Annotated in this window: 25 protein-coding genes and 2 riboswitches; of the genes, 10 read left to right on the forward strand and 15 right to left on the reverse strand. The window is 44.4% G+C overall.

Annotated features, from left to right (window positions below; genetic code table 11):
• Positions 1-203 (forward strand): hypothetical protein (locus BK139_RS24230; RefSeq protein WP_217695234.1); only part of this gene is annotated, 203 nt, incomplete at its 5' end.
• Positions 204-230: 27 nt separating this feature from the next.
• On the opposite strand, the gene hprK is transcribed toward BK139_RS24230, so the two are convergent.
• On the reverse strand, positions 231-1166 hold the full coding sequence (gene hprK, locus BK139_RS06075; protein WP_061793405.1) for an HPr(Ser) kinase/phosphatase: 936 nt from the start codon (positions 1164-1166) through the stop codon (positions 231-233).
• Positions 1167-1519: 353 nt separating this feature from the next.
• Between hprK and BK139_RS06080 the strand changes: the two genes are divergently transcribed.
• From BK139_RS06080 to BK139_RS06110, 7 genes are all read left to right on the forward strand, one after another.
• The gene (locus BK139_RS06080; RefSeq protein WP_076257473.1) at positions 1520-2899 is read left to right on the forward strand and encodes a PTS transporter subunit EIIC; all 1380 of its coding nucleotides are present in this window, start codon (positions 1520-1522) and stop codon (positions 2897-2899) included.
• A gap of 85 nt (positions 2900-2984) precedes the next feature.
• Entirely contained in the window at positions 2985-4055 is a 1071-nt protein-coding gene (locus tag BK139_RS06085) for a DUF871 domain-containing protein (protein ID WP_076257474.1), read from the forward strand.
• Positions 4055-4954 carry an N-acetylmuramic acid 6-phosphate etherase gene (gene murQ / locus BK139_RS06090; RefSeq protein WP_076257475.1) on the forward strand — a complete coding sequence of 300 codons (900 nt, stop codon included), beginning with the start codon at positions 4055-4057 and terminating at the stop codon, positions 4952-4954. Before BK139_RS06085 ends, murQ begins: the two co-directional genes overlap by 1 nt.
• A 187-nt stretch (positions 4955-5141) precedes the next feature.
• Positions 5142-6332, forward strand: a complete 1191-nt coding sequence (gene nagA, locus BK139_RS06095) for an N-acetylglucosamine-6-phosphate deacetylase (RefSeq protein ID WP_076257476.1) — start codon at positions 5142-5144, stop codon at positions 6330-6332.
• Positions 6329-7063 (forward strand): glucosamine-6-phosphate deaminase, encoded by a 735-nt coding sequence (nagB, locus tag BK139_RS06100; RefSeq protein WP_076257477.1) that lies wholly within the window; start codon positions 6329-6331, stop codon positions 7061-7063. Before nagA ends, nagB begins: the two co-directional genes overlap by 4 nt.
• A 32-nt stretch (positions 7064-7095) precedes the next feature.
• Positions 7096-7827, forward strand: a complete 732-nt coding sequence (locus BK139_RS06105; protein WP_076257478.1) for a GntR family transcriptional regulator — start codon at positions 7096-7098, stop codon at positions 7825-7827.
• 105 nt (positions 7828-7932) lie between these two features.
• Positions 7933-8598: an N-acetylmuramoyl-L-alanine amidase gene (locus BK139_RS06110; RefSeq protein WP_076257479.1), complete on the forward strand. Its 666-nt coding sequence runs from the start codon at positions 7933-7935 to the stop codon at positions 8596-8598.
• A gap of 39 nt (positions 8599-8637) precedes the next feature.
• Here the strand turns inward: BK139_RS06110 and BK139_RS06115 are convergent, their stop codons facing one another.
• From BK139_RS06115 to BK139_RS06155, 9 genes are all read right to left on the reverse strand, one after another.
• The gene (locus tag BK139_RS06115) at positions 8638-8997 is read right to left on the reverse strand and encodes a phage holin family protein (protein ID WP_048009336.1); all 360 of its coding nucleotides are present in this window, start codon (positions 8995-8997) and stop codon (positions 8638-8640) included.
• A 3-nt stretch (positions 8998-9000) separates the two neighbouring features.
• Complete coding sequence (locus tag BK139_RS06120; RefSeq protein WP_048009337.1) at positions 9001-9195, reverse strand: PspC domain-containing protein; 195 nt, start codon at positions 9193-9195, stop codon at positions 9001-9003.
• Positions 9196-9525: 330 nt separating this feature from the next.
• Positions 9526-10635, reverse strand: a complete 1110-nt coding sequence (locus BK139_RS06125) for a DUF4097 family beta strand repeat-containing protein (RefSeq protein ID WP_048009338.1) — start codon at positions 10633-10635, stop codon at positions 9526-9528.
• Between the two features lie 23 nt (positions 10636-10658).
• Positions 10659-10973 carry a magnetosome magnetite crystal formation protein family gene (locus BK139_RS06130; RefSeq protein ID WP_076257620.1) on the reverse strand — a complete coding sequence of 105 codons (315 nt, stop codon included), beginning with the start codon at positions 10971-10973 and terminating at the stop codon, positions 10659-10661.
• A gap of 481 nt (positions 10974-11454) precedes the next feature.
• Positions 11455-11799, reverse strand: coding sequence for a hypothetical protein (locus tag BK139_RS06135; RefSeq protein WP_035329260.1), 345 nt, complete (start codon positions 11797-11799; stop codon positions 11455-11457).
• A 414-nt stretch (positions 11800-12213) separates the two neighbouring features.
• Entirely contained in the window at positions 12214-12927 is a 714-nt protein-coding gene (locus BK139_RS06140) for a DUF459 domain-containing protein (RefSeq protein WP_286148062.1), read from the reverse strand.
• Positions 12928-13054: 127 nt separating this feature from the next.
• Complete coding sequence (uvrA, locus tag BK139_RS06145) at positions 13055-15931, reverse strand: excinuclease ABC subunit UvrA (RefSeq protein ID WP_076257480.1); 2877 nt, start codon at positions 15929-15931, stop codon at positions 13055-13057.
• 7 nt (positions 15932-15938) lie between these two features.
• Positions 15939-17918 (reverse strand): excinuclease ABC subunit UvrB, encoded by a 1980-nt coding sequence (uvrB, locus tag BK139_RS06150; RefSeq protein WP_076257481.1) that lies wholly within the window; start codon positions 17916-17918, stop codon positions 15939-15941.
• A gap of 396 nt (positions 17919-18314) precedes the next feature.
• Positions 18315-18551, reverse strand: a complete 237-nt coding sequence (locus BK139_RS06155; RefSeq protein WP_076257482.1) for a DUF2198 family protein — start codon at positions 18549-18551, stop codon at positions 18315-18317.
• Positions 18552-18700: 149 nt separating this feature from the next.
• Here BK139_RS06155 and BK139_RS06160 point away from each other — a divergent pair, with 149 nt between their 5' ends.
• On the forward strand, positions 18701-18976 hold the full coding sequence (locus BK139_RS06160; protein ID WP_076257483.1) for an alpha/beta-type small acid-soluble spore protein: 276 nt from the start codon (positions 18701-18703) through the stop codon (positions 18974-18976).
• Between the two features lie 148 nt (positions 18977-19124).
• Here BK139_RS06160 and BK139_RS06165 read toward each other — a convergent pair whose 3' ends face one another.
• From BK139_RS06165 to BK139_RS06185, 5 genes are all read right to left on the reverse strand, one after another.
• Positions 19125-20333: a M20 family metallopeptidase gene (locus BK139_RS06165; RefSeq protein ID WP_076257484.1), complete on the reverse strand. Its 1209-nt coding sequence runs from the start codon at positions 20331-20333 to the stop codon at positions 19125-19127.
• A gap of 129 nt (positions 20334-20462) precedes the next feature.
• Positions 20463-21290, reverse strand: coding sequence for a MetQ/NlpA family ABC transporter substrate-binding protein (locus BK139_RS06170; protein WP_076257485.1), 828 nt, complete (start codon positions 21288-21290; stop codon positions 20463-20465).
• A gap of 18 nt (positions 21291-21308) precedes the next feature.
• Positions 21309-21959 (reverse strand): methionine ABC transporter permease, encoded by a 651-nt coding sequence (locus BK139_RS06175; protein WP_035329251.1) that lies wholly within the window; start codon positions 21957-21959, stop codon positions 21309-21311.
• Positions 21949-22980, reverse strand: coding sequence for a methionine ABC transporter ATP-binding protein (locus BK139_RS06180; protein WP_076257486.1), 1032 nt, complete (start codon positions 22978-22980; stop codon positions 21949-21951). Before BK139_RS06180 ends, BK139_RS06175 begins: the two co-directional genes overlap by 11 nt.
• Before the next feature lie 158 nt (positions 22981-23138).
• Positions 23139-23240: riboswitch (SAM riboswitch) on the reverse strand.
• Positions 23241-23341: 101 nt separating this feature from the next.
• A riboswitch (SAM riboswitch) is annotated at positions 23342-23441 on the reverse strand.
• A gap of 72 nt (positions 23442-23513) precedes the next feature.
• The gene (locus BK139_RS06185; protein ID WP_076257621.1) at positions 23514-24428 is read right to left on the reverse strand and encodes a DMT family transporter; all 915 of its coding nucleotides are present in this window, start codon (positions 24426-24428) and stop codon (positions 23514-23516) included.
• 132 nt (positions 24429-24560) lie between these two features.
• Here BK139_RS06185 and pdxR point away from each other — a divergent pair, with 132 nt between their 5' ends.
• Entirely contained in the window at positions 24561-25985 is a 1425-nt protein-coding gene (gene pdxR, locus BK139_RS06190; protein ID WP_076257487.1) for a MocR-like pyridoxine biosynthesis transcription factor PdxR, read from the forward strand.
• The last annotated feature ends 105 nt before the right edge of the window (positions 25986-26090 follow it).

Here is a 26090-nt window from a genome sequence, read left to right on the forward strand (position 1 = left end):
AGGGAACGGCTTATGACCTCGAGTCCCTAGGAGCCGAAACAAGACAAGCTTATGACCTCGAGCCGATGGCGCCTGGAGCTAGACAGTTATCAAATTTGAAAGATATAATTTCTATTAATTCTATGAAAGCGCAAGGCGCCCTTTATCTAGTTATTTTGAAGCCTGATAAAAGATTAGCAGCTTTCAATCAAACGTTTGATTGAAAAAATGATTGATCTGTTTTTAACAGCTTAACGATCATCATGGTCTCCATCCTCAATTACATCAGACAGTCGGTTCGTGAACTGTTCCGCTGCATTCATTCCCATTCTCTTTAAGCGGAAATTCATGGCAGCCACCTCAATGATGACAGCGAGATTTCGTCCTGGTCTTACCGGAATGGTCAGCTTCGTAATCTCCGTATCAATGATTTTCATTTTTTCTTCATCAAGGCCTAGACGATCGTACTGCTTTTTCGGATCCCACAGCTCCAAATTCATAACCACAGAGATTTTTTTATAGCTGCGGACAGCTCCAGCACCGAACAGTGTCATAACATTGATAATGCCGAGACCGCGGATTTCAAGCAGATGTTCGATCAATTCCGGTGAATTTCCCACCAGGTAATCTTCATCTTCCTGCCTGATCTCCACACAGTCATCCGCAACAAGGCGGTGTCCGCGTTTTACCAGTTCGAGTGCCGTCTCGCTTTTACCTACTCCGCTCTTACCTGTTATCAGCACCCCTACCCCATAAATATCAACAAGGACGCCGTGAACAGCTGTTGTTGGAGCAAGCTTGCTTTCCAGGAAATTGGTCAGCAGACTGGAAAAACGGGTTGTTTTTTGCTTGGAGCGAAGCAGCGGAACTGATTCTCTCTCGGCTGCTTCAATCAGTTCTTCAGGGATATCAAGCCCTCTCGTCACGATTATGCCGGGCGTAATATCTGTACAGAGGCGTTCAAGCCGGATTTCCCGCTCGGAATTTGTTAACGTTTCAACGAAAGACAGTTCCGTTTTTCCGATCAATTGAACGCGTTCAGCCGGATAATAATCAAAATAACCTGCCATCTCCAAGCCCGGACGTGAAATATCACTGGTTGTAATCGGCCGGTTTATGCCTTCCTCTCCGGCTATCAATTCAAGCCCGAACTTTTCTATAATATCTTTCGTGCGCACTTTTACCAAAATAAGTTCCTCCTTTAATGCTGGCACTGCCGGATGATCTCTTTATATGTAACTCTTTAATTAAGTTCATACTGAAGTTCACTTTATTTTAGCACTTTTTAACCCAGAACCAAATTTCTTATATCTATTTTTTCAAAAATTAACACTAGTCCCATATGCTTAATCCTGTATAAAAAGGACAATTTTCATGATTGTTCTGCGTATAAATATGATGACATGCCCGAATAAAAATATATATAAATGGTATAGACAACTAGACTTAACCTTGGTAATATGGGTATGTAAGCGAATTCATTTATTTCTTTAGCTCTTATTACGTTCATTTATTTTAGAAAAAGAGGGGGAAAAAGCTCATGCGTAAAGAAGAACGCTTGGCGAAAGAGATTACGGAGCAGTTAGGCGGCACCGGCAATATTGCGGAACTGGCCTCCTGCATGACCCGTCTTCGCGTGAAGCCGATCGATGAAAGCAAAGTCAACCTGAATGGCATCAAGGATATTGACGGCGTTATGGGTGTTGTGGAAGCAGAAACACTCCAAATCATTCTCGGGCCCGGGATCGTCACCAAGGTAGCTGACGAAGTTTCCAGAATGACAGGCAAAAATGTTTCTTCCGTTGATGAGGACGAAGAGATTGACACTTCATTGGAAGGACTGGCAGCCCGGACGAAAGCCGGACTCAATGAGAAAAATGCTACTCCTTTCAAGCTGTTTTTACGAAAAATTGCAAGTATCTTCATCCCGCTGATTCCGGCTATTGTTGCTTCCGGTTTGATTGCAGGGATCAATAATGTCATCATCAAATCAGGCGGAGATCCGGAATCTACTCTTGTGCAAATGCTTGATCTAATTGGCTGGGGGTTATTCGGTTACCTGGGCGTATTTGTTGGTATTAACACAGCGAAGGAGTTTGGAGGATCTCCTGCTCTTGGCGGTGCGGCCGGTATTCTATTAATCAATCCAGGCCTTGCCAATATCACTTTATTCGGTGAAGCGCTGGTGCCAGGCCGCGGAGGACTTATCGGAGTCATGCTCGCTGCTGCATTGGTGGCCTTTTTGGAAAAAAGAATCCGCAGGGTCGTTCCTTCAGCTATTGATATAATCGTAACACCGACACTTGCATTATTAATTACAGGCTTTGCGACATTCTTTGTCCTGCAGCCTGTTGGCGGATTCCTTTCTGATATTATTACTAAAGGCCTGCTTGGCATACTTGATTTCGGCGGCATCCTGGCTGGATTAGTACTTGCCGGAACATTCCTTCCTTTAGTTGTAACTGGTTTGCATCAAGGATTAACACCAGTTCACATGGAATTGATTAACTCAATCGGCGATGACCCTCTTCTGCCAATTCTTGCAATGGGCGGAGCCGGCCAGGTAGGTGCAGCATTTGCCATTTATTTCAAAACAAAGAATGCCCGTCTAAAAAGAGTTATTAAAGGCGGACTTCCGGTTGGAATGCTCGGAATCGGCGAACCGCTTATTTTCGGGGTTACCCTGCCGCTGGGGCGCCCGTTCCTGACAGCGTGTCTCGGAGCTGCTGTCGGCGGTGCTTTCCAGGCATTCTTCAAAATTGCTACAGTAGCCATCGGGGTTTCAGGCATACCGCTTGCCTTCCTCGTTCACACCAATCAAATCATACTGTATCTGATCGGCTTATTAATTGCCTATGCTTTCGGGTTCCTGTTCACATGGCTGTTCGGATTCAAAGAGGAAATGGCGAAAAACATATAATAAACAAGGAGAAGGAGGAGCATTCCTCCTTCTTTACTTATGAGTCCTCATTTTTACAAAATTCAGATTTAAAGAGGTGACCAGGATGCTTGGAATATCAATTTACTTATCAGAAGAGCGTCAGTATCAAAATGCGGAATGGATAGAAAGGGCGGCTTCTCACGGCCTCACATCCATTTTCACATCCCTCCATATTCCCGAAGATGACCACAGCACTTATAAACATTTGCTTCAGAATCTTGGGGCCTTGGCAAAGCAGCAGCATATGGAACTCCTCGCAGATGTTTCCCCCCAGTCATTGAGCCATTTAGGATTGGGCTGGGATTCGATTGATACACTTCTCGAATGGGGCCTTACCGGAATCCGGGCTGATTACGGCTTCACTTCTGAACAGATTGTTGAACTCTCAAAAAAAATGAAACTTGGAATCAATGCCAGTACCATCTCTGCTGAAGAATTGCATGAGTGGATGGAAATGGGATTAAACACCAATAATATAGAAGCCTGGCATAACTTTTACCCGCGGCCGGAAACCGGTTTGGATAAAGACTTTTTAATAGAGCGAAATAAGCTCCTAAAAGGCATGGGGATAACTACCATGGCGTTTGTGCCTGGAGACGGGGAACTTCGCGGTCCAATTTTTTCCAGTCTGCCTACTCTTGAAAAACACCGGGGCTCGTCACCTGCTGCTGCTGCGGCTGAACTGTTGAACAGCTGCTGGACAGACAAGGTATTGATTGGTGACCATTCTGTAAAAGACGGGACTCTTGTTCAGCTGGCGAAAATCGCGGAAGGTGTCGTGCCTCTCCGAATCGAGCTGATCGGCGGACAAATCTATGAGGATCTTTTTAATAAAACCCATACAAACCGGATGGATCCTGCCCGGGATGTTGTCAGGTCGGTTGAATCAAGATCCTATGCAGGGCAGGGATCTAATAAATGGGAGCCTGTGAACCAGCTGGAACGCAAAAAAGGCAGTGTCACAGTTGATAATATTCTATATGGCCGATACGCAGGAGAGATGCAAATTACACTGGCAGATCTCCCTCGGGATGAACGCGTGAATGTAATCGCCAGAGTAATAGAAGAAGATATGCCCCTGCTGGATGAGATTAAGGCAGGAACAAAATTTCAATTAACAGTGAGGGATAAATAATGAATATTACAAAGCTGAATACAGAGCAGCGAAACCCAAAAACAATGGAAATCGATTTAATGACAACAGAAGAAATTATTACAATCATAAATCAGGAGGATACAATTGTTCCTAATGCCATCGCAAGAGAAATCCCCCATATTGTAAAAGTGGTGGATGAAATTACGGAGAGCTTTAAAAAAGGAGGCCGCTTGATTTATGTTGGGGCCGGCACCTCAGGACGCCTTGGCATTATCGATGCTTCAGAATGCCCGCCAACCTATGGAACAGACCCTGAAATGGTTGTCGGCATTATCGCCGGGGGCAAGGAAGCCATGACCGAGGCGGTTGAAGGCGCTGAGGATGACAGTGAACAGGGACGCCAGGATGTCGCCGATATTCAATTATCGGACAAGGATGTGCTTGTCGGCATTGCGGCGAGCGGCCGTACGCCATACACGATCGGAGCTCTTCAATACGGAAATGAAGTCGGCGCTGTTACTGTTTCTGTTGCCTGCACCAAAGATTCCGAAATGGGGAAAATCTCTAAATATACGATTGCACCTATCACAGGTCCCGAAGTGGTTACAGGCTCTACAAGAATGAAAGCAGGCACTGCACAAAAGCTCGTCCTGAACATGCTGACGACAGCATCCATGATCAAGTTGGGAAAAGTGTACGGCAATTTAATGGTTGATGTCCAGATGACAAACGAGAAGCTGTTTAAGCGTGCAGAAAATATCGTCAAAATGGCTACAGGCGCATCTGATGAAGAAGCCCGGGACGCACTTAAAGAACAAAACTATCATACAAAGGCAGCCATTCTTCAAATTTTAACAGGATTAAAAGGTGAAGCAGCCGCCGAGCTTCTGAAAAAGCATAATGGCTACTTACGGGAAGCAGCTGCGGATACGAATTAATCATTTTTTGGTATGTATTTCTTTTAACACTCAAATAAATAGGATAGAAAGCGTCCGATCGCCTTCTATCCTTTTTTTAGTTGTATAGACCATAAAGTTTTACAAAGTTAATTCCTTCTACTGGTATAGACATCTAACCACAAACCTTTTATAATAAAAGTATCATTCAAACGGAGATGAACTGAAAATGAGCCGTCTATTACTGAAAAATGCCAGAATTCTTCTGGAAAACAGCACCATTGATAAAGGGTTTATTTTAATAGAAAATGAGCAAATCCTGCAGACTGGAACTTTGGAGGAGCTTCCTGCCATCATCCAGGATACAGAAATTATAGAGCTTTCCCCTGAGCACACCATCAGTCCGGGGTTTATTGATGTCCACATACATGGCGCTGGCGGTTCCGATACGATGGATGCTACATTTGAAGCGCTGAATACGATGGCCGGCGTTTTGCCTGAAGAAGGGACTACAAGTTTCCTTGCCACAACCATCACACAGGAAAAAGAAAAAATAGAAGCTGCACTGGTCAATGCGGCTCACTTTCAAAAAGAACAAAATACTCCCGGCAAAGCGGAAGTGATCGGAATCCACCTGGAAGGCCCGTTTATTAACGAAGCAAGAGGCGGAGCCCAGCCGAAGGGTCACATCCTTGAGCCTGATATTGAACTCTTTAAGCGCTGGCAGGAAGCAGCGGACGGGACGATCAAACTGATCACACTGGCACCAGAAAAAGCAAATGGCTATGAATTTATCCGCTATTTAAGTGAAAATGGCGTTGTCCCTTCAATCGGCCATAGTGATGCCATTTTTACCGAAATGGAAAAAGCTGTTCAGGCTGGAGCTAAACAGATAACCCACCTGTTCAACGGAATGAGAGGCATGCATCACCGTGAACCTGGTGTTGCCGGCGCTGCGCTTTTATTTAAGGAATTGATCGTTGAAATGATCGCTGATGGCATCCATGTCCGTCCAGAGATGATCAAGCTTGCACTGAACGCCAAAGGCGCGGATGGAATGATCCTGATAACAGATTCGATGAGAGCCAAATGCCTGAAAAATGGCCATTATGATCTTGGCGGACAGGATGTAAAGGTCGAAAATGGCCAGGCACTGCTTGCTGACGGCACATTGGCTGGAAGCATTTTAAAAATGAAAGACTCCATAAAAAATATGATTGACTTTACTGATATACAGCTGCATGAAGCTGTCCGGCTTGCAAGCAGCAACCCGGCCAGACAGCTCAATATTTTCGACCGGAAAGGCAGCATTTCAGAAGGCAAGGATGCGGACCTGGTTGTACTTGATGAGAACCTTGAGGTTGCCATGACCTTCTGCCGAGGCGCCAAAGCCTTTGAACGTGAGGTGAAAGGAAATTGAAAATCATTCGAACAGCCGATTATCACGATATGAGCCGAAAAGCTGCCAGGCTGATAATTGATAAAGTCCGCCGGCAGCCTGATATGACATTAGGGCTTGCTACCGGAAGTACACCAAAAGGAGTTTATGCCGAACTGATTAAAGATCATCAGGAAAATGGCACTTCTTATGAAAAAGTCACGACGATTAATTTGGACGAATATATCGGCCTGCCCCTAACTGATCCTAATAGCTACAGGCATTTCATGAATAGCGAACTATTTGATCATCTGGACATCCAGCTCGAAAACACGCATCTTCCCAATGGAGCCGCAGAAGAAATGTCCAGGGAATGCGAACGGTATGAACAGCTGATCAAGGATCTGGCGGATATTGATCTGCAGGTGCTGGGAATCGGACGCAACGGACATATCGGATTCAATGAACCGGGAACTGCCTTTAACAGCCGTACGCATGTTGTGGACCTTGCGGAAAGCACGCGCAAGGCTAACGCAAGATTTTTCAGTTCTATAGAAGACGTTCCAGCCCAAGCCATTACAATGGGAATCGCTTCGATACTTGATAGCAGGGAAATCATCCTGCTCGCATCAGGACCAGCCAAGGCAGAAGCCATCAGACAATTGGTTAACGGAGAGCCTGATGAACAGTTTCCCGCGTCAGCCTTGAAGCTTCATCCGAATGTAACCATCATCGCCGATGAAGAAGCACTTAGCCTCGTCAGTCAGGACTGATAATCAGTACTAATAGTGATAGGAGAATTTCCATGATCGATAAGCAATCACCCATCCCGATATATCACCAATTGGAAGAGTACATTAAACATTTAATAGAAAACGGCAAGTTAAAGCCTGATGAAGCCATTCCTTCTGAGCGCGAGTATTCGGAGCAATATCAGATTAGCCGAATGACAGTCAGACAGGCATTAAATAACCTTGTCAACGATGGCTATTTATACAGGCAAAAAGGACGCGGAACTTTTGTCAACAAGCAGAAGGTCGAACAAAAGCTTCAGGGATTGACCAGCTTTACTGAGGATATGAAAGAGCGCGGCATGGTGCCGAGCAGCCGCTTAATATCCTTTGAAATCATCCCGGCCGAGCCTCAGCTGGCGAGAAAGCTTGATATAAAAGAAAACACACCGGTATATGAAATTAAAAGGGTGAGGATGGCAGATAACCTGCCAATGGCACTGGAAACCACCTACTTGCCTGCTAACCTCGTTAAAGGGCTTACGGAAGAAATCATCAACAAGTCACTTTATCAGCATATCGAAGAAAAATTATCCCTTACCATCAGGGAAGCCACCCAGCAGATTGAAGCCTCAATCGCTAAGGAAACGGAGGTAAACCACCTGCAGGTAGACCCCGGATCTCCTGTACTCCTTATCGCCCGCACTTCCTTTTTAGAGGACGGCACACCTTTTGAGCTTGTAAAATCAGCATACCGTGCAGACCGCTACAAATTTGTTCATACGATGCAGCGCGCTGCAAAATAGGAGAAAGCCCCTGGGGTTTTCTCCTATTTTCATTTTACCATGTCCTTTTGGAAGGTTTGTCCATATTATATAGATGAAGATATTTTTTCAGAAAGGAGCGATCAGATGAAGATCATATTGGATGCCGGACATGGATATAGCACCCCCGGCAAACGTGGCCCTGATGGAATGAGAGAATATGAATTCAACCGTGCAGTCGCCAGCCTGGCAAAGGAGATGCTGGGAAAGTATCAAAACACAGAGGTTTTCCTGGCCCACTCCGATGAACGGGACGTGCCGCTTGCCGAAAGAACCTCCCTGGCAAATACTCAAAACGCTGACTGCTATGTGTCCATCCATGCCAATGCATACGGAACAGGCGAATGGAACAGCGCAGGCGGAATTGAAACATATGTCTATCCTTCCAAGCCTAGAGAAGCATTGGCATTAGCCCAAAAGATCCAGCGAAACTTAATCAGTTCTACAGGTTTGCGGGACCGTGGAGTTAAAACAGCTGATTTCCATGTGCTGCGTGAGACAAAAATGACTGCAGTACTTGTGGAATGCGGGTTTATGACCAATAAAGAGGAAGCCTCCCTTCTCCGGACCCCCATTTACCGAAAACGCTGTGCACAGGCTATTGCAAAAGCAATTGCCGAACAATACGGCTTAAGAAAGCATGATAGAATCAAACAATACAAAGTTCAAGTTGCCTTTTCCGAAAAACAGCTCGCCGAGAAGCTTGCTGGAAATCTGCAGAAGGATGGCTATAATGCGACGATCATTGAATAGGAAAAAGCCAGCATAATGGATGCTGGCTTTTTAACGCATTTATTTTTCCCTCGCCGGTTCCAGGATTGCTTTTTGAATGATCAGGTTAACGATAGACATAATCACCGATACCAGAATCGCTGTGCCAAACCCGGCAATTTCAAAAGAATCACCCATAAATCCATCCGTTATCATAAGCGTGACAGCATTGATGACGAACAGGAACAAACCGAGCGTTAAAACAGTTACGGGAAGAGTTAAAATAATCAGGATTGGCTTCACAAGAATGTTCAGGATGGAAAGCATGAAGCTGGCTCCAACGGCAGCCCCAAAACCCGATAAGTAAAACGAATCCTTAAAAAAACCTGCGATCGCTACAAACAGGACCGCATTTATCAAGATTCCCAGGATCCATCTCATGACCTACAGCCCCTCTTCATTAGGAAGCACAAACACAAGCAGGGCATAAACGAGTGTCATCGGAAAAACGCCAGTTGTAAATAATAAAACAATGAAAATCACCCTGAGTATGGTAGCGTCTATTCCGATCGATTTTGATAAGCCGCCCAATACTCCCGCTAATTTCCGGTTGCTGCGGGAGCGAATTAATTTGTTCATTAAAAATCCCTCCTATCAAGAAAAGCGGAAGGCGCCCGCTTATCGGCGACAAGCATAAGACAAGACGGCTGAAAGGTTGTTCTTTAACCTTTTGGCCGGATTGAAAGAAATGTTGAGGCGACTGCCCAGGGACGACCAGCATAAGACGGTCCCTGTAAGAAGGTGTTTTTTCCTTCTGGAAGGGAACGGCTTATGACCTCGAGTCCCTAGGAGCCGAAACAAGACAAGCTTATGACCTCGAGCCGATGGCGCCTGGAGCTAGACAGTAATCTAACTTCAGAAATAATACATTCTATCAAGAAAAGCGGAAGGCGCCCTTTCCACCCCATTTTACCAGGCAGTTGACCGCTTAATTGTGATGGCACCTGTCTTTGAGTCAGCCCGCAGCTTAAGTCCGCTGCCGCTTTCTTTTACAGATTTAAAACGCATCATTTTCTGAATTACTTCGCTCTTTTCTTCTATTACTTCAATACCCTCAATGTCAGGATGGAAACTGCCCAGATTGGTGCGAAGCTCTCCGCTGACTGCAGCGAAATCCGGAACAAACAGATCGATGCTGCCTGTCGCTGCCTTCGCTTCGATCCATTCGCAGCGCTCATTTTCTGCCCTGCACGTTACATTTCCATTAAAGGATTGCAGTTCAGCTTTTTTGAAGTCTCCATCAGCCAGAATGGCGCCATTTAATGTTTCGGCTTCAACATGATCGATCCGGCTTTTTTGAATGGTAATCTGCCCGTTGGCTGTCTCAGCCTCCACATTACGGCTGTTCAAATCACTAACCGTTATTTTTCCATTAGCCGTTTTCGCTTTAAAATTTTCCACTGATAAGTTTTGGCTTTCAATCGGCCCATTAAACATGCGGATTTTCACATTTTCATATTCAGACTTTGGAATATAGATGACTGCTTCAAGCTTCATCCATTTTTGCTGAGTCGAAAATCTCAGCCTCTGCCCTTCAATGGCAAAAATAACATCCTTCAGAAAATTCCTGCGGGCTTCATCCTGATTATCCACACGATAGACCTTCGCCTTGCATTCAACACGCACATCACTTTGCTCCCACGGAATTACCTTAACTGTTCCATTGGCAACATCAATGTCCAGATCTTTTAAGTATGCGTCTGCATGCTGAAATATATGAGAGATTTCAACACTTTTCCCAAAATTAAAATCAAGATCCAGATCCTTCACTTTCTTAAATGCTGAATCTACAAAATCAATGATTTTCTCCTTGGCACTTTGATGCTTTGAGCTATATGGCTCACCTTTTTTAGCTTCTTCAAACTTAACCTCAGCAGATAGCTCCTTAATTAAGTCCTCCTGCTTCTGTTCCATCGTCTGATTTGTTTGTTCAAGCTGTTCCAGCAGAGTTAAAGCTTCATCAACTGTAAGCTTTCCATCCTCGACCATTTTCAAAATACGTTTGCGTTCCTCTTTCATTTTCTGGCCCTCCTCTATTAGTTCTATTCCTGTATCAGGACTTTTACCCCTTTAATGATATTCCATATAAATACAATTAATAGCAGAATGATTGTGATGCCGACAGCAGCAAGAAAAAATACCGGAATTTCCTGTTCATTCACTGTAAACTGAGTTACCGCTGCAAAAACAATGAATGGAACAGGAACCAGCGGGATCAAATGTGATAAGAATGCACTCTTCGCATGCCGCTTCACTTCCCTGTCTTCTGAAGCAAAAAATACAATAAGCGGAAAAATAAATCCTGCGAACATAATACTAAAATAGCTTAAAGCAGACAGAACCTTTCTTGTTTCCAATGTTCTCAGCTCCTTTATCTGTGTAATACGGAACTGGCGCGGTAAAAGTTTCAGCTTCCTCTTCATTATAGAAAATCATCGGGGCATTTTCCTCCATATTTTTAAAAATACATCTGCAGGCTGATGGGCTCCATGGCCTCAAGTCTCATAGCCTTCTCTATAAGAAAGCGCAAGCGCCTTGTCCACCCCCGACAAGCACAAGACGAGCCTCCCGGAAAGGCGTTCTTTGCCTTTTTGGGAGGATTGCCCGAAATGTGGAGGCGACTGCTCAGGGACGACAAGCATAAGTCGAGCCCTGCAAGAAGGTGTTCTTTCCTTCTGAAAGGGATTGGCTTATGTCTCGAGTCCCTAGGAGCCGAAACAAGCCAAGCTTGTGACCTCGTGGGGGTATGCGCTGGAGCTAGACAGTTATCAAAGTTCAAAAATTATATACTTTCTTATCTATAAAAAAACCGCCTTTTATTCAAAGACGGTTTTATGGCTATTTATAGGCAGCTGCCAGGTCGGTGCGCGGCGCTTCCTTCTTTTTCACTTCGTCGATTTTATTGACAAACATCTGGAAAACTTTTCGTTTTTCATCCAGATCACGTATGTACTCTTTCAATTCGTTATACTTCTCTTCAAAAGGCTTATGATACATTTCACGGATATTATCAATGATCTCTTCGTTCACAGTAGATTGGATAACCTGTTTGGTAATTCCGTATTTGTAGGAATATACTTTCAGTTCTTTTTTAACATCCTCGTATTCATTATTAATCTGGTCTAAAACTTCAGAAATATCTTCTTTCCATTCTTCCAGTGACTTTGCTAAATAATCCTCCATAATGACCTCCCCTTCTGTTTCCAGACAATAGTTTCCCTTATATAGGAGTATAACGCTGCTTGGTTACACTGATTTTGCTGGAACATTACATTGTGTTATCAATTAAAAGGAGGAGATATTGCCTGTTGATGTGGGAGTGTTGATTTCCGCTGCAGGCACTCGCTTTCCGCGGGGCAGGCGGTGAGCCTCCTCGACGCTCTGCGTCTGCGGGGTCTCACCTGTCCCGCTACTCCCGCAGGACTTTGAATAAGCATCCACGAATAATCACCGCACGAAGGAAATGCGGCAGCATTTTCGAGGATCTCGCACCTTCCGCTACAATCAACACACAAAAATATCATATTAGCGTTATCACAGCATATAAGAAAACAAAGTCTGGTTAGAAGACTTTTTATAATGTAAAAAGCCAAGAACTTAAAATGAGTAATTATCTATAATTTTATCAGCAATCAGCTCATATCCCTTTCCGTTTGGATGGAGGGAATCAGCGAAGTATTGTTTTTTGTTTTTTCCCTTGAACAGTTCATTGGTGGAAATGTAGGTGATATGTTTATCTTCTGCCGCTTTTTTTCTGATGGATGTGTTCCAATGGTCAATATATTTTTCGATCCGGTCGCCGTCAGGATAAGGATTGTATAGTCCAATCAGGATAACAGGTGCATCACTATTGGCGGTTTCCAGTGTTTCCAGGATTCCATTCAGTTTATCTTCAAATATGCCCTTAGCTTCAACAAGATTTTCGTGATGGAGCGGATACAGATCCCCCCCATTGCTTTTCAGCAAATCGTTTGTGCCGATATATACTATAAACATGTCTGCATTTTTGATATCCTCTGCCACTTTCGGTTTGAGCATTTGCTGGAGAACATCAGAAGATTTATAACCATACACTCCATGATTTGTTATGCGGTAATTCTTGTCCTGATATGCCTTATCCAGTTTGCTCTGCAGCCTCCCAATATAGCCCTCTTCCGTTTCATCTCCATACCCATAGGTAAGTGAGTCCCCAAATGCAACAATCATTTGGCTGCTTTCCGCTTTTTTCTCATCACCAAGGAATGTGATGGAAAGATAGATGCCAATCCCTAACAGGATAATGCCTGCTAAAAGGTAGATTTTATTTTTCATAGTGTATGTTCCTTTCTAGGTTGAGATAAATGATGGCTGCAGACGCATGTTCTTTACCCCGCATCCCAGCTATCTAATCTTATTTCCATAAAAAAGAAGCAGTACCAAAACGGTACTGCTCCTGTAATTAAGCGTTTGTCACGCCCTCTTTTTCTTTAATTTGCTGTTTCATTCTCTGCCGGTCTCTTTCCAAGATCGGCTTAAGATATTTGCCTGTATAAGATTCCGGTACTTCGGCAATTTTTTCCGGCGTACCTGCAGCTAAAATGGTGCCGCCCTTATCTCCGCCCTCAGGCCCAAGGTCGACGATATAATCGGCGGCCTTGATGACATCGAGATTATGCTCGATAACCAGTACGGTATCCCCATTCTCAACCAGACGCTGAAGGACCACAAGCAGTCTGGAGATATCATCCACATGAAGACCTGTTGTCGGTTCATCAAGAATATATAGGGAGCGGCCTGTTGAACGGCGGTGCAATTCGGAAGCAAGCTTGACACGCTGCGCTTCACCGCCGGACAATGTTGTCGCAGGCTGCCCCAATGTGATGTAGCCCAGGCCAACATCATAAATCGTCTGCAGCTTGCGGCGGATCTTAGGAATATTTTCGAAAAAATCCAGTGCATCTTCCACCGTCATATCGAGAATCTCCGAAATATTTTTCCCTTTGTATTTAACTTCAAGTGTTTCCCTGTTATAGCGCTTGCCATGACAGACTTCACATGGCACATACACATCAGGCAGGAAGTGCATTTCAATCTTAATGATTCCGTCTCCGCGGCATGCTTCACATCGTCCGCCTTTTACATTGAAGCTGAATCGCCCCTTTTTATAGCCCCGAACTTTTGCTTCATTGGTTGAAGCAAACACATCACGAATATCATCAAACACTCCTGTATAGGTTGCCGGGTTGGAACGAGGCGTCCGTCCGATTGGAGACTGGTCGATATCAATGACTTTATCAAGGTGATCAATACCTTTTATCTCTTTATGCTCACCCGGCTTCGCTTTGGCTCTATGAAGCTTCTGGGCAAGCCCTTTATGAAGTATCTCATTGATTAATGTACTTTTCCCTGAACCGGATACACCCGTAACAGAAATAAAGGTGCCGAGGGGGAACTTAACGTTCACATTTTTAAGATTGTTTTCTTTAGCGCCTTTAATTTCGATAAAGCGTCCGTCATTCTTGCGGCGCTCAATTGGAAGCGGAATGAATTTCTTGCCTGACAGATATTGCCCTGTCAGGGAGTTTGGATCATCCATTACCTCCTGAGGCGTACCCGCTGAGACGATTTGCCCTCCATGAACTCCCGCTCCCGGGCCGACATCAATTAAATAGTCGGCCGCCACCATTGTATCTTCATCGTGTTCCACCACGATCAGGGTGTTGCCGATATCACGCATATTTTTGAGCGTATCAATCAACCGGTCATTATCACGCTGATGGAGACCAATGGAAGGCTCGTCCAGAATGTAGAGTACACCCGTCAGGCGCGAGCCGATTTGTGTAGCCAGGCGAATACGCTGGGCTTCACCGCCTGATAAGGTTCCAGCTGCCCTGCTTAATGTCAGGTAATCAAGCCCGACATTGATGAGGAACCCCAGCCTTTCCTTAATCTCACGGAAAATAAGATTGGCAATCTTCATTTCTTTTTCAGACAGTGTCAGGTCCTCAAAGAAGCTGAATGCTTCCTCAATCGAATATTCTGTTACATGGCCGATATGCTTTCCGGATACTAGCACTGCAAGAGTTTCCGGCTTCAGACGGTAGCCTTTGCAGGAAGGACATGGATGCTGGGCCATGTATTTCTCCATTTGCTCCCGGATATAATCAGAGCTTGTTTCTTTATAGCGGCGCTCCACATTGCGGATGACACCTTCAAAACGAATATAATTCTCCCTTACCTGGCCAAAGTCGTTTTCATATCGGAAATAGATGCTGTCCTTGGCGGATCCGTATAAAACTTTCTCAAGCAAGTGTTCAGGGATATCCTTAACCGGCAAATCCATATCAATCCCATAATGATTGCAGACAGCCTCAAGCAGCTGAGGATAATATTGAGAGCTTGTCGGTTCCCAGGGCGCAATGGCATTTTGCTTTAATGAAAGACCCTTATTAGGTATTACCAGATCAACATCAACCTCAAGCTTAGATCCCAATCCATCACATTCCGAACAGGCACCAAATGGACTATTAAATGAGAACATTCTCGGTTCAAGCTCACCGATTGAAAAGCCGCATTGAGGGCAGGCATGATTCTCGCTGAACAGCAGTTCCTCTTCCCCAATGACGTCCACAAGCACCTTGCCATTGCCCAGATTCAAAGCAGTTTCCAATGAATCTGCAAGCCTTGGCGCTACGCCTTCTTTTACGACAATGCGGTCGATTACTACTTCTATAGAATGCTTTTTGTTTTTTTCCAGCTCTATCTCTTCACCGAGATCCATCATTTCTCCGTCGACACGGACGCGGACGAATCCCTGCTTTTTCACATCCTCGAACACTTTTACATGTGTCCCTTTTCGGCCGGAAACAAGGGGAGCCATAACCTGGAGCTTTGTTCTCTCAGGGTAATCCATTATCCGGTCAACCATTTGTTCAATGGTCTGTGAGGAGATTTCGATATTGTGAATCGGGCAGGTGGGACGCCCCACCCGTGCAAATAATAATCGCAGATAATCATAAATTTCTGTCACTGTTCCAACTGTGGAACGAGGATTTCGGCTTGTTGTCTTTTGGTCAATAGAGATTGCCGGAGACAGTCCTTCGATCGCATCCACATCAGGCTTATCCATCTGACCGAGGAATTGCCTTGCGTAAGCAGATAATGATTCCACATAGCGGCGCTGACCTTCAGCGTAAATTGTATCGAAGGCCAGAGAGGACTTTCCTGAACCTGAAAGTCCGGTCAGGACGACAAGCTTATCTCTTGGAATGGTGACATCTATATTTTTCAGATTATGGGCTCTGGCACCCTTTACAATCAGTTTATCCATCGCCATTTTTTCGTCATCCTTCCGCTTTCAGCTCTAATATTAAATCACGAAGCTCGGCAGCCCTTTCGAAGTTGAGGGATTTGGCCGCTTCCTTCATTTCTTTTTCCATATCGCCGATCAGTTTCTCGCGCTCTTTCTTGTTCAGCTTGCCGAGCCTTGCTGACGGCTGGTATTCTTCCTGCTCTTCTGCCGCATGGGTTGCACGGATCGAATCGCGAATATCCTTCTGGATAGTCATTGGTGTGATGCCATGCTTCTCATTGTACTCTTCCTGAATGGAACGGCGGCGCTTTGTTTCACTGATGGCTTTCTCCATACTGTCCGTAATCCGGTCTGCATACATTATGACATGGCCGTTTGCATTACGTGCTGCACGCCCAATCGTCTGGATGAGTGAACGTTCTGAACGGAGGAAACCTTCTTTATCAGCGTCAAGTATGGTAACAAGGGATACTTCAGGAATATCCAGTCCCTCCCGCAGAAGGTTGATCCCGACCAGCACATCGTACTTGCCAAGACGAAGCTCCCGGATAATCTCAATCCGCTCAAGCGTTTTTATCTCTGAGTGCAAGTACTGCACTTTAATGCCGATTTCCTTTAAATAGTCAGTTAAATCCTCGGACATTTTCTTCGTTAAAGTGGTAACAAGAACACGTTCGTTTTTCTCAACACGATCCTGGATTTCGCCAATGAGATCATCAATTTGACCTTCGATTGGACGGACATCAATTGTTGGATCAAGCAGACCGGTTGGGCGAATAATCTGCTCAATCATTTCCGGTGTATGCTCAAGCTCATAAGGACCGGGTGTTGCCGAAACAAAAACAGCCTGCTTCACATGCTTTTCGAATTCAGTAAACGTAAGCGGCCTGTTATCCATCGCTGAAGGCAAACGGAAACCATGGTCCACAAGCACAGATTTTCTTGCCTGGTCACCATTGAACATACCGCGGATTTGCGGCAGAGTTACGTGTGATTCATCAATCACAATCAGGAAGTCTTCCGGGAAGTAATCCAGAAGGGTGTACGGTGTTGAACCAGGAGGTCTTAACGTAAGATGACGGGAGTAGTTTTCAATTCCGGAACAAAAGCCCATCTCCCTCATCATTTCAAGATCATAGCGAGTCCGCTGCTCGAGGCGCTGTGCTTCAAGAAGCTTATCGTTTTCTCTTAATTCAGCAAGGCGCACTTCCAGCTCTTTTTCAATGTTCTGGATGGCGATCCGCATTTTTTCTTCACGCGTTACGAAGTGGGATGCCGGGAAAATCGCAACATGTTCACGTTCACCCATTATTTCACCTGTAAGGGCATCCACTTCACGGATCCGGTCTATCTCGTCTCCGAAAAATTCTACACGGATACAATGCTCATCCCGTGATGCCGGAAAAATCTCGACAACGTCTCCGCGTACACGGAAGGTACCGCGCTGGAAGTCGATATCATTGCGCTCGTACTGAATGTCAACGAGCCTGTGAAGAAGCTGGTTCCTCTCAATCTCCATTCCGGCTCTGAGGGACAGCACCATTTCACGGTATTCTTCAGGTGAACCCAAACCATATATGCAGGAGACACTGGCAATAATAATGACATCATTCCGCTCAAACAGGGAGGAAGTCGCCGAGTGGCGAAGCTTATCAATTTCATCATTGATGCTTGCATCTTTTTCAATAAAAGTATCTGTAGAAGGCACATATGCCTCAGGCTGATAGTAGTCATAATAGCTGACGAAATACTCAACCGCATTGTTTGGAAAAAAGTCCTTAAATTCACTGTATAGCTGTCCTGCGAGTGTTTTATTATGGGCAATAACAAGCGTTGGCTTGTTTACTTCTTTTATGACATTCGAAATCGTGAAGGTCTTACCCGTTCCTGTCGCACCCAGAAGTGTCTGGTGTTTCTTGCCGGAATTGATTCCCTTCACTATTTCTTTAATCGCCCCCGGCTGGTCGCCCTGCGGGGAATATTTTGAGACTAATTCAAATTGATCCTTCACCTAAAAGCCTCCCGTTCAGATTACTTTTATCTATTTATATTAATCACAAACCAGCATTGAGATAATTCAAGATCCGGGATGCACCGCTGATTTGTCAGTTTTTTACTCAAAACTCATATCATCATTCTACCACAAAGAGCCTAAAACAAACCAATAATATGCGAACGGATATTCGTTTTTGTGTTTTCACTGAGAAAATATTGCTTGGGAAATATGCCGAATCATTGAGGGGAGTGTCGAAGAAAGGTTAATCAAACGTTTGATTGATTGCCTTGAGTTCAAACAAACGTTTGATTGAACTTCATTATAAGCTGATATGACGTATGCCTAAATACAGCTTTTAACTCATTAAATAAAAAACCTGTCGATAGGTTTGTTCGACAGGCTCTGCAAATTTCATTCCGCACTTGGCTTTATTTTCGGATTCAATTTTTGGGCATACCAAAACCCGACAGTCAGCGAAAGTGCGTCTATAACGATTAAGGCAAATGAATTGGTGTAGCCTTTATATACAGAAGCAGCAATAAGTCCCACCGTCAGCACCAGCCCGATTACACGATTATAGCTGACTCTCGTAAAAAACAATACCAGCAGTCCAGGAAGCAGAAGAGCTGACAGATATTTTAATCCCATTTAAAACACCTTCTTTTGGTTTTTCACAAAAATTCAAGGTTTCTACCATTAGAATAGCTTTTCACCGAAGGATGTACAAGTTTTTTCAGTGTTATTCCAAGCGTTCTTTCACATAATAAGAAAAAGAATTTATTATGGAGGAATGCATCATGGCCAGAAGAAAAAGACGCCCGCTAGTACCGGAATCAAGAGGTGCATTGGACCAGCTGAAAAATCAGGTAATGGCAAACCAGGGGTATCATGTTGACAGAAAAAATCCGGACGCTGTGAAATATGAAATTGCTGGCGAGGCAGGTGTGCCTTTGAAGCAAGGCTATAATGGCACGCTTACATCCAAACAGGCAGGAACAGTTGGCGGAAAGATTGGCGGCAGCATGGTGAAGGAACTTATCCGGATGGCACAGGAACGGATGAAGGAACAGTAGAAATGTGAACTTTGGGAAAAGAGTGGGGAAATTCGGGAAACGAACACTTATTTTGAGGAAAAGACTCATCAAATTGGGGAAACAACTCTCCAATTTGAGGAAAACACTCACAAAAAAAAGCTATCCCGCAAAAGGATAGCTTTTGTTCTTATTCAGCAGCCTTTCGCTCTAGAAATTCCTGTTTAATGGATTTAAGCAGTTCCGGGTCAGTTACTAGCTGGAAGGCAGTGAGTGCCAGTCCTTTCGCTCCCGTAAGCAGCGCTTCGTCTCCTTTTGCAGATGCGGCCGCTTCCCGGAACGGAACAGTATGGGCAACGAGATTATCCGCACCAATTTTAATATAAGGGTGAATGGTTGGCACCACCTGGCTGATGTTGCCGGCATCCGTCGAACCGATTCCATCCCGGTCCCCTTCCACTACGGTTTCTCCCAAGTCTTCAATCACTTCTTTAAACACCTTGTCATATGTCTTGTTTAACAGCAGGTTATCTACTTCGTTTTGAAATGCGATGACATTCAGCTTTGCTCCTGTTGCCAGTGCAACACCTTCAGCGACAGCTTTAACCTTCCGTGTTACCTCATTTAAATCTGTTCTGGTTGAAGCACGAATGAAAAATCTGGCTTTTGCATACTCAGGGATAATATTTGGAGCATCCCCGCCATGTGTAATAATTCCATGGATTCGCACATCATCCTTCAATTGCTGACGGAGAGCATTTATTCCGTTGAACAGCTGAATAACTGCATCCAGAGCATTGATTCCTTCCTCCGGTGAAGCTGCTGCATGGGCAGGCTTTCCGATAAACTCGAAGTCAAGCGGATCCACAGCCAGTGATGAACTGGTGAGGCGGGTATGGTTTGATGGATGAACCATAAGGGCAGCATCAATGCCTTCAAGCAATCCATGCTTCACAAAGCTTCCTTTTGCACTTCCATTTGGCCCGCCTTCTTCTGCCGGGGTTCCAAGCACTACTGCTTCTCCGCCGGTCTCATCAATAACCTTGCTCAATGCAATGGCTGCCGCCACACTTGTTGTGCCTATAATATTGTGGCCGCATCCATGGCCCAGTCCTGGAAGAGCATCATATTCTGCAAGGAATGCAATGGACGACCCCGGTTTAGCGGATTTTTTCCGGGCCAGAAAAGCTGTTTCATGCCCGGCCACTGCCCGCTCCACTTCAAATCCTTCCTTCTCAAGAATGCCTGAAAGCAAGCGCGAGGCAAAAAACTCCTCATTCCCTATTTCCGGGTTTGCATGGATCTGATGGCTTGCAGAAAGGTAAAGTTCCTTATTATCATCAACATTCTTCCTGATTGCTTCTTTCAGTTCGGATAGTGCTTTTACAGGTGCCGTCATCATTGTTCCTCCTTTTATAAAGTGAAACTTAAATCAGTGGGGATTTTCCTTATCCCCCACTTATCCTCCTTTGATTCCTCTGAGTCTTGGTGTGGGGGTCTTACTGCCCGTTAGACTGCGATAAATTAATTACCAGCCAATATCACTTAATGGAATGAACGTCGGGATCATGCTTCCGTCATATTCTTTCGTGATGAAATCAGCTACATCATCTTCCTGGTAAAGTTCCGCAATTCTCTTAAGCGTTTTGTTATCCTTGTCTTCTGTTCTTACAGCAATGATATTTACATAAGGTGTAGCGGTTTCGCTTTCAATAAACACTGAATCCTTAGTTGGGTTGAATCCGGCGTCTACGGCAATTCCGTTATTGATGACTGAAGCCGACACATCCGGAAGTGCACGCGGCGTCTGCGCTGATACCATTTCTACAAATTCAAGGTTCTTTTTGTTTTCAACGATTTTATTCAAGTCCAGATTTCCGTCATAGTCCTCGGATAATTTGATCAGGCCGGCTTCCTCCAGTAAAAGAAGGGCTCTTCCGCCATTAGAAGCATCATTTGGAATGGCGATTTTGCCGCCTTCCGGAATGTCTTCTACAGATTTTACTTTCTCAGAATAAAGACCCATTGGTGCTAAAACAGTTGTCGCAATCGGTGTAAGATCCATATTATGCTCTTTAATAAAAGTGTCGAAATAAGCGACAGTCTGGAATGCATTTACATCAAGATCACCTTCTGCAAGGGCTACATTTGGCTGCACATAGTCAGAGAAAGTCACAACCTCAATGTCAATGCCTTCTTTTTCAGCTTTTTCGGCAATAAAGTCCCAGATGCGTGTATCTGATCCGCTGACACCCAATTTAACCTTCTTTGTTTCTTCTCCGCCTGTTGTGCTTGAGCATGCCGCAGTGAACACAGCCAATGCTAAAATAATGAATGATAAAAACAGTTTTTTCATGATGTGTTTCCTCCTAAGTTATCTTCTTCTGATTTTTTTGGATAAAATATTTCCGAATGACTGCAGGCCTTGAACCATGACCACTAAAATTGCAACGGTAATCAGCATGACGGTTGTATCGAATCGCTGGTAGCCGTATGTAATGGCAAGGTCACCAAGGCCTCCTCCTCCGACTGCCCCGGCCATGGCTGAAGCTCCGACCAGACCGATTGTCGCAATGGTAAAGCCTAATACCAGCGAACTGAGTGCTTCCGGAATCAGAAACTTTAAAATGATCTGGCCAGGTGTCGCTCCCATTGCTTCTGCCGCTTCAATAACTCCCGGATCAACCTCAAGCAATGAGTTTTCTATTAATCTCGCAATGTAAGGTCCTGCATAAAAGACGAGCGGCACTACGGCTGCAGCAGTTCCAATCGATGTTCCGACAATCATCCGTGTGATTGGGATGATGGCTACCATTAGAATGATGAAGGGGACTGATCTGAAAATATTAATAATGCTGTTTATGATGTTAAAAACAACGGTGTTTTCCAGCAGATGCCCTTTCCTTGTCACAACAAGCAATATGCCGAGCGGCAGTCCGATAAGAGCTGAAAACAGCAAGGAGAATGCCACCATTTGGACCGTTTCGATTAAGGCTTCGATGATTTTTTCCTGGTTAACTAGCACGTGATGTCACTTCCTTTATTGAAACTTTTTCCTGGCTGATATACTGAATAGCACGTTTGATTTCACTGTCCAGACCTTGGAATTCGACAATCAGGTTGCCAAATGGTGTTCCCTGCAGTTCAGTAATATTTCCAAACAGGACGTTGAAGTCGATATTAAACTTTTTGGCAACCTGCGAGAGCAGCGGCTGTCCGGCAGAGTTTCCGACAAAGTTGATTCTGAATACCTTTTGAAGCCCCTGCTGTTTTTCAATCACTTGCTTAATGGAGTCAGGTATTTGATCATTCATGACCGTGCTGACAAAGTTTTTCGCTGTTTGTGTTTTTGGTGATGAAAAGACATTGAAGACGGTTCCTTCTTCAATAATTTTTCCTCTCTCTATGACAGCGACACGATCACAGATCTCTCTGATAACAGACATTTCATGGGTAATGATCAGAATGGTAATGTTGTATTCTTTATTTATTTTTTTCAGCAGCTGCAGGATCGAGCTGGTTGTCTGCGGATCCAAAGCTGACGTTGCTTCATCACATAATAGAATGGAAGGCTGGGTCGCCAGCGCCCTTGCAATCCCGATTCGCTGCTTTTGCCCGCCTGATAGCTGATCAGGATAGCTGTTCGCCTTATCGGCAAGCCCTACAAAATCTAATAGTTCATGGACACGCTTTTTTATTTCTTCCTTAGGGATCTTAGCCAGTGTAAGCGGCATCGCCACATTGGCAAACACGGTTTTGGAGTTTAAAAGGTTAAAATGCTGAAAGACCATTCCAATGTTTCTTTTCACTTCGCGAATTTCTTTTACTGATAAAGCCGTCAGATCATGGCCACTTACAATGACCTTTCCTGAAGTCGGCTTCTCCAGCCAATTGACACAGCGGATCAAAGAACTCTTTCCCGCACCACTGAAGCCGATCACTCCGAAAATCTCACCCTTATTAATCTTTAAATCGATTCCATTCAGAGCAGCTACCTGCTGACCTCCGCTTTCATAGACCTTCTTTAAATTCTGAAACTCTATCATGCAGCATCTCTCCTTTGTTGGTGACAGGCACCTATACCACTTTCGTGATGTGGTATAGGTACCTGTCACCGCTTTATAAACAATTATTCCTATGCGAAAACTAAGATTTATATCCTAAAATTTACCCCTTCCGCCAGAAGAGGTTTTTTGAAATCCTCTCCTTATCTTTCAGGCTTTTTGCCTGCTGGATTTGGCACAGTGCGTTCTGCCTGCTGCCGAAGCTTCATTGGGCCAGGTCCCTCTGCTTCTCTCGATAAGAATTATTCATATGTTTATGAATAGAATCTTGATGTATTTTTTCCACATAAAACAAAAACCCTCTTCTAAAGAAAGAAGAGGGCAGCATTTATCAATGGTCCTCTTCTTATCTTTCAAGCAATGCTTGCTGGATTTGGCACGGTACACTTTTGTCCGCTGCCGAGGTGTCATAGGGCCAGTCCCTCAACCTCTCTTGATAAGAAGATTTTTATTATGCGGTTGTTAATATGTTTATTACTTTACCATCTTAAAGAAAAGGATGTCAATCATATTTTTTAAATATTTTCACTTGATCCATTTTCATAAATTTCTGTAACTTTTTTAGAGCTATCTTTTCGGTGAATAATCACCACACCTGCTAGAGCGATCATCCCACCCACAATGGATAACATAGCCGGCACCTCCCCCAGCCAAACCCACGCAATGACAAACGCCATTACTGGAGTCAGATATAGAGAGCTCACCGCTTCAGACGCTCCCCCTATGGATGCAAGAAAAGCCAGGGCAATATATGGAATTACCGTCGGAAAAATCCCCAAATAGAGGACACTTAAAGTGGATTCAGCCGAAGCATGAAAGATCTCATTTCCGAGCCCGGGAAGATAAACCAGCATAAAAGCAGTCCCTGCCCATACCGTATACGATGTAAATGACAAAAATCCGTATTTATTAAAATATTTAGTCTGAAATACGAAATAGATGCTTTCTGAAATGGAAGCAAGGAGGACGAATAAAATACCGGTTTGGATTTCAAACCCGCCTCCTGTACCAAGCGAAATTAGTGCGGCACCCGCAAAGCTGACAGCGGAACCAGTCCACCTTGCTCTTCCAAACCTTTCGCTTAAAAATAAAGCAGCCAATGCAGCCGAAAAGATTGGAGTCATTGATACAATCAAGCTTGCCGGCCAGGCGCTTACTGTTTTTTCACCCATATTCAGTGCTGTATGATAAACCGTAAAACCAAGGAATCCCAGCATAAAAATGGCAGGAAGATCCCTTATATCCGGAAGGCGCATCTTCGTCACCAGTGCGAGGGCACCAAGTGCAGCAGAGCCAATTAAAAGCCTGAAAAGGGCAAGGTGTTCCGGGGAGTATGATTCCAGCCCAGCCCGGATTCCCGGGAATGCGGATGCCCAGAGAATGATAATAGAACTATGCGCCGCGATAATCATAAATTTTTTATTTGCCAACTTCATCCCCCTTATCAGCATTTCCCAGCCATTATCTATGCTGCTTTTCAGGATAAGCAATAACTGATACAATGTCCTCAACCAATTAGAAAAGAATTTTGCCAGCCAATTTTCCTAAAGGCGGTTATATGGATGGATACAGCACAATTGCCAAAATATCAGCAAGTTATGGAAACGATTAAAGGAAAGATTTCCAAAGGCGAATGGCCAATCGGAAGTAAAATTCCAAGCCAGCGGAAACTGGCTGAAGAGTTTGGAGTAAACCGAAGCACTATTATCACTGCTCTGGAAGAACTTGCAGCAGATGGATTAATAGAGGGGAAAACGGGGGTTGGCACTAAGGTTATTAATAATACATGGACTCTGCTCGCTTCAAGGCAGTCTGCCAGCTGGAGCGAGTATATCGATACAGGGATACACAGGGCCAGCGAAAAAATCGTTCAGGAAATTAATGACTTAGAAATGGACCCCGCTTTTATACAGCTCAGCAAAGGAGAGCTTTCCCCAGAAATTTTCCCTGTACAAACAATGCAGAAAGTTCTAAAGGAAGCTGCTGATGAATTGAGTGAGCTCGGTTATGAGGAACCAAAGGGGTATTTCCCATTAAGACAGGCAGTAAGTGAGTATTTGGCAACATCCGGAATCTTCACTTCTCCTTCCTCCATACTTATTGTTTCGGGAGGGCTGCAGGCACTGCAGCTTGTTTCACTCGGACTTGTGCAAAGAGGGGCACCCGTATTTCTGGAAAAGCCCTCTTACCTATATTCTTTACAGCTTTTCCGGTCTTCAGGCATGAATTTAAAGGGATTGCCAATGGATAAGGAGGGAATTATCACTAAAAGCATCTCTTTGAAGAAATACGAAAAAGGGAAATCCATTTTATACACGATTCCTTCCTATCATAATCCCACTGGAATTTTAATGACAGAAAAAAGAAGGAGGGAACTGCTTGATGTGTGCAGAATAGAACAGCTGCCAATTGTGGAAGACGATATTTACCGTGAGCTATGGCTTGATGAAATGCCTCCGCCACCATTAAAAGCAATGGACAAAAATGGCCAGGTCCTTTATATGGGAAGCTTGTCAAAAACATTGAGTCCCGGACTTCGAATAGGCTGGGTAGCAGCACCTGAACCTGTTATCGACCGGCTTGCCGATCTTAAAATGCAGACTGACTATGGTTCAAGTTCACTTTCACAAAGGGTAGCTGAAAAATGGCTGTCCACCGGCCTCTATCAAAAGCATATGGAAAATGTACGTGAGAAGTTAAGAATTCGTCGTAATACTGCACTGGATGCATTAGATGCTCACTTGTCCGGGATAGCAGAATGGAATTCTCCAGAAGGCGGTTTTTTTATATGGCTGAAAGTACCGACCAATATTCCAATTCGAAGTCTCTATCGGCAGGCTATTTCAAGAAAGCTGCTGATGAATCCAGGCAGCATATACAGTGACGGACCGAATCATTATATACGAATTTCGTATGCTTATGCCCCGCTGGGGGAACTGGAGGAAGGGATATTCATCCTTGGAGAGGAAATAAGAAAGCTCCTGTGATTATAGCACCACCTAAAAAGGTATCTTTTTCAATTGGCATAGAGTGAAATTTATCCTATATGTCAATCTAAACATGTATTGTATAATGATGGAAAAGTGCCATTT

The sequence above is a fragment of the Paenibacillus sp. FSL R5-0490 genome, assembly GCF_001956215.1.
In the GTDB taxonomy this organism is placed as follows: domain Bacteria; phylum Bacillota; class Bacilli; order Bacillales; family Cytobacillaceae; genus Cytobacillus.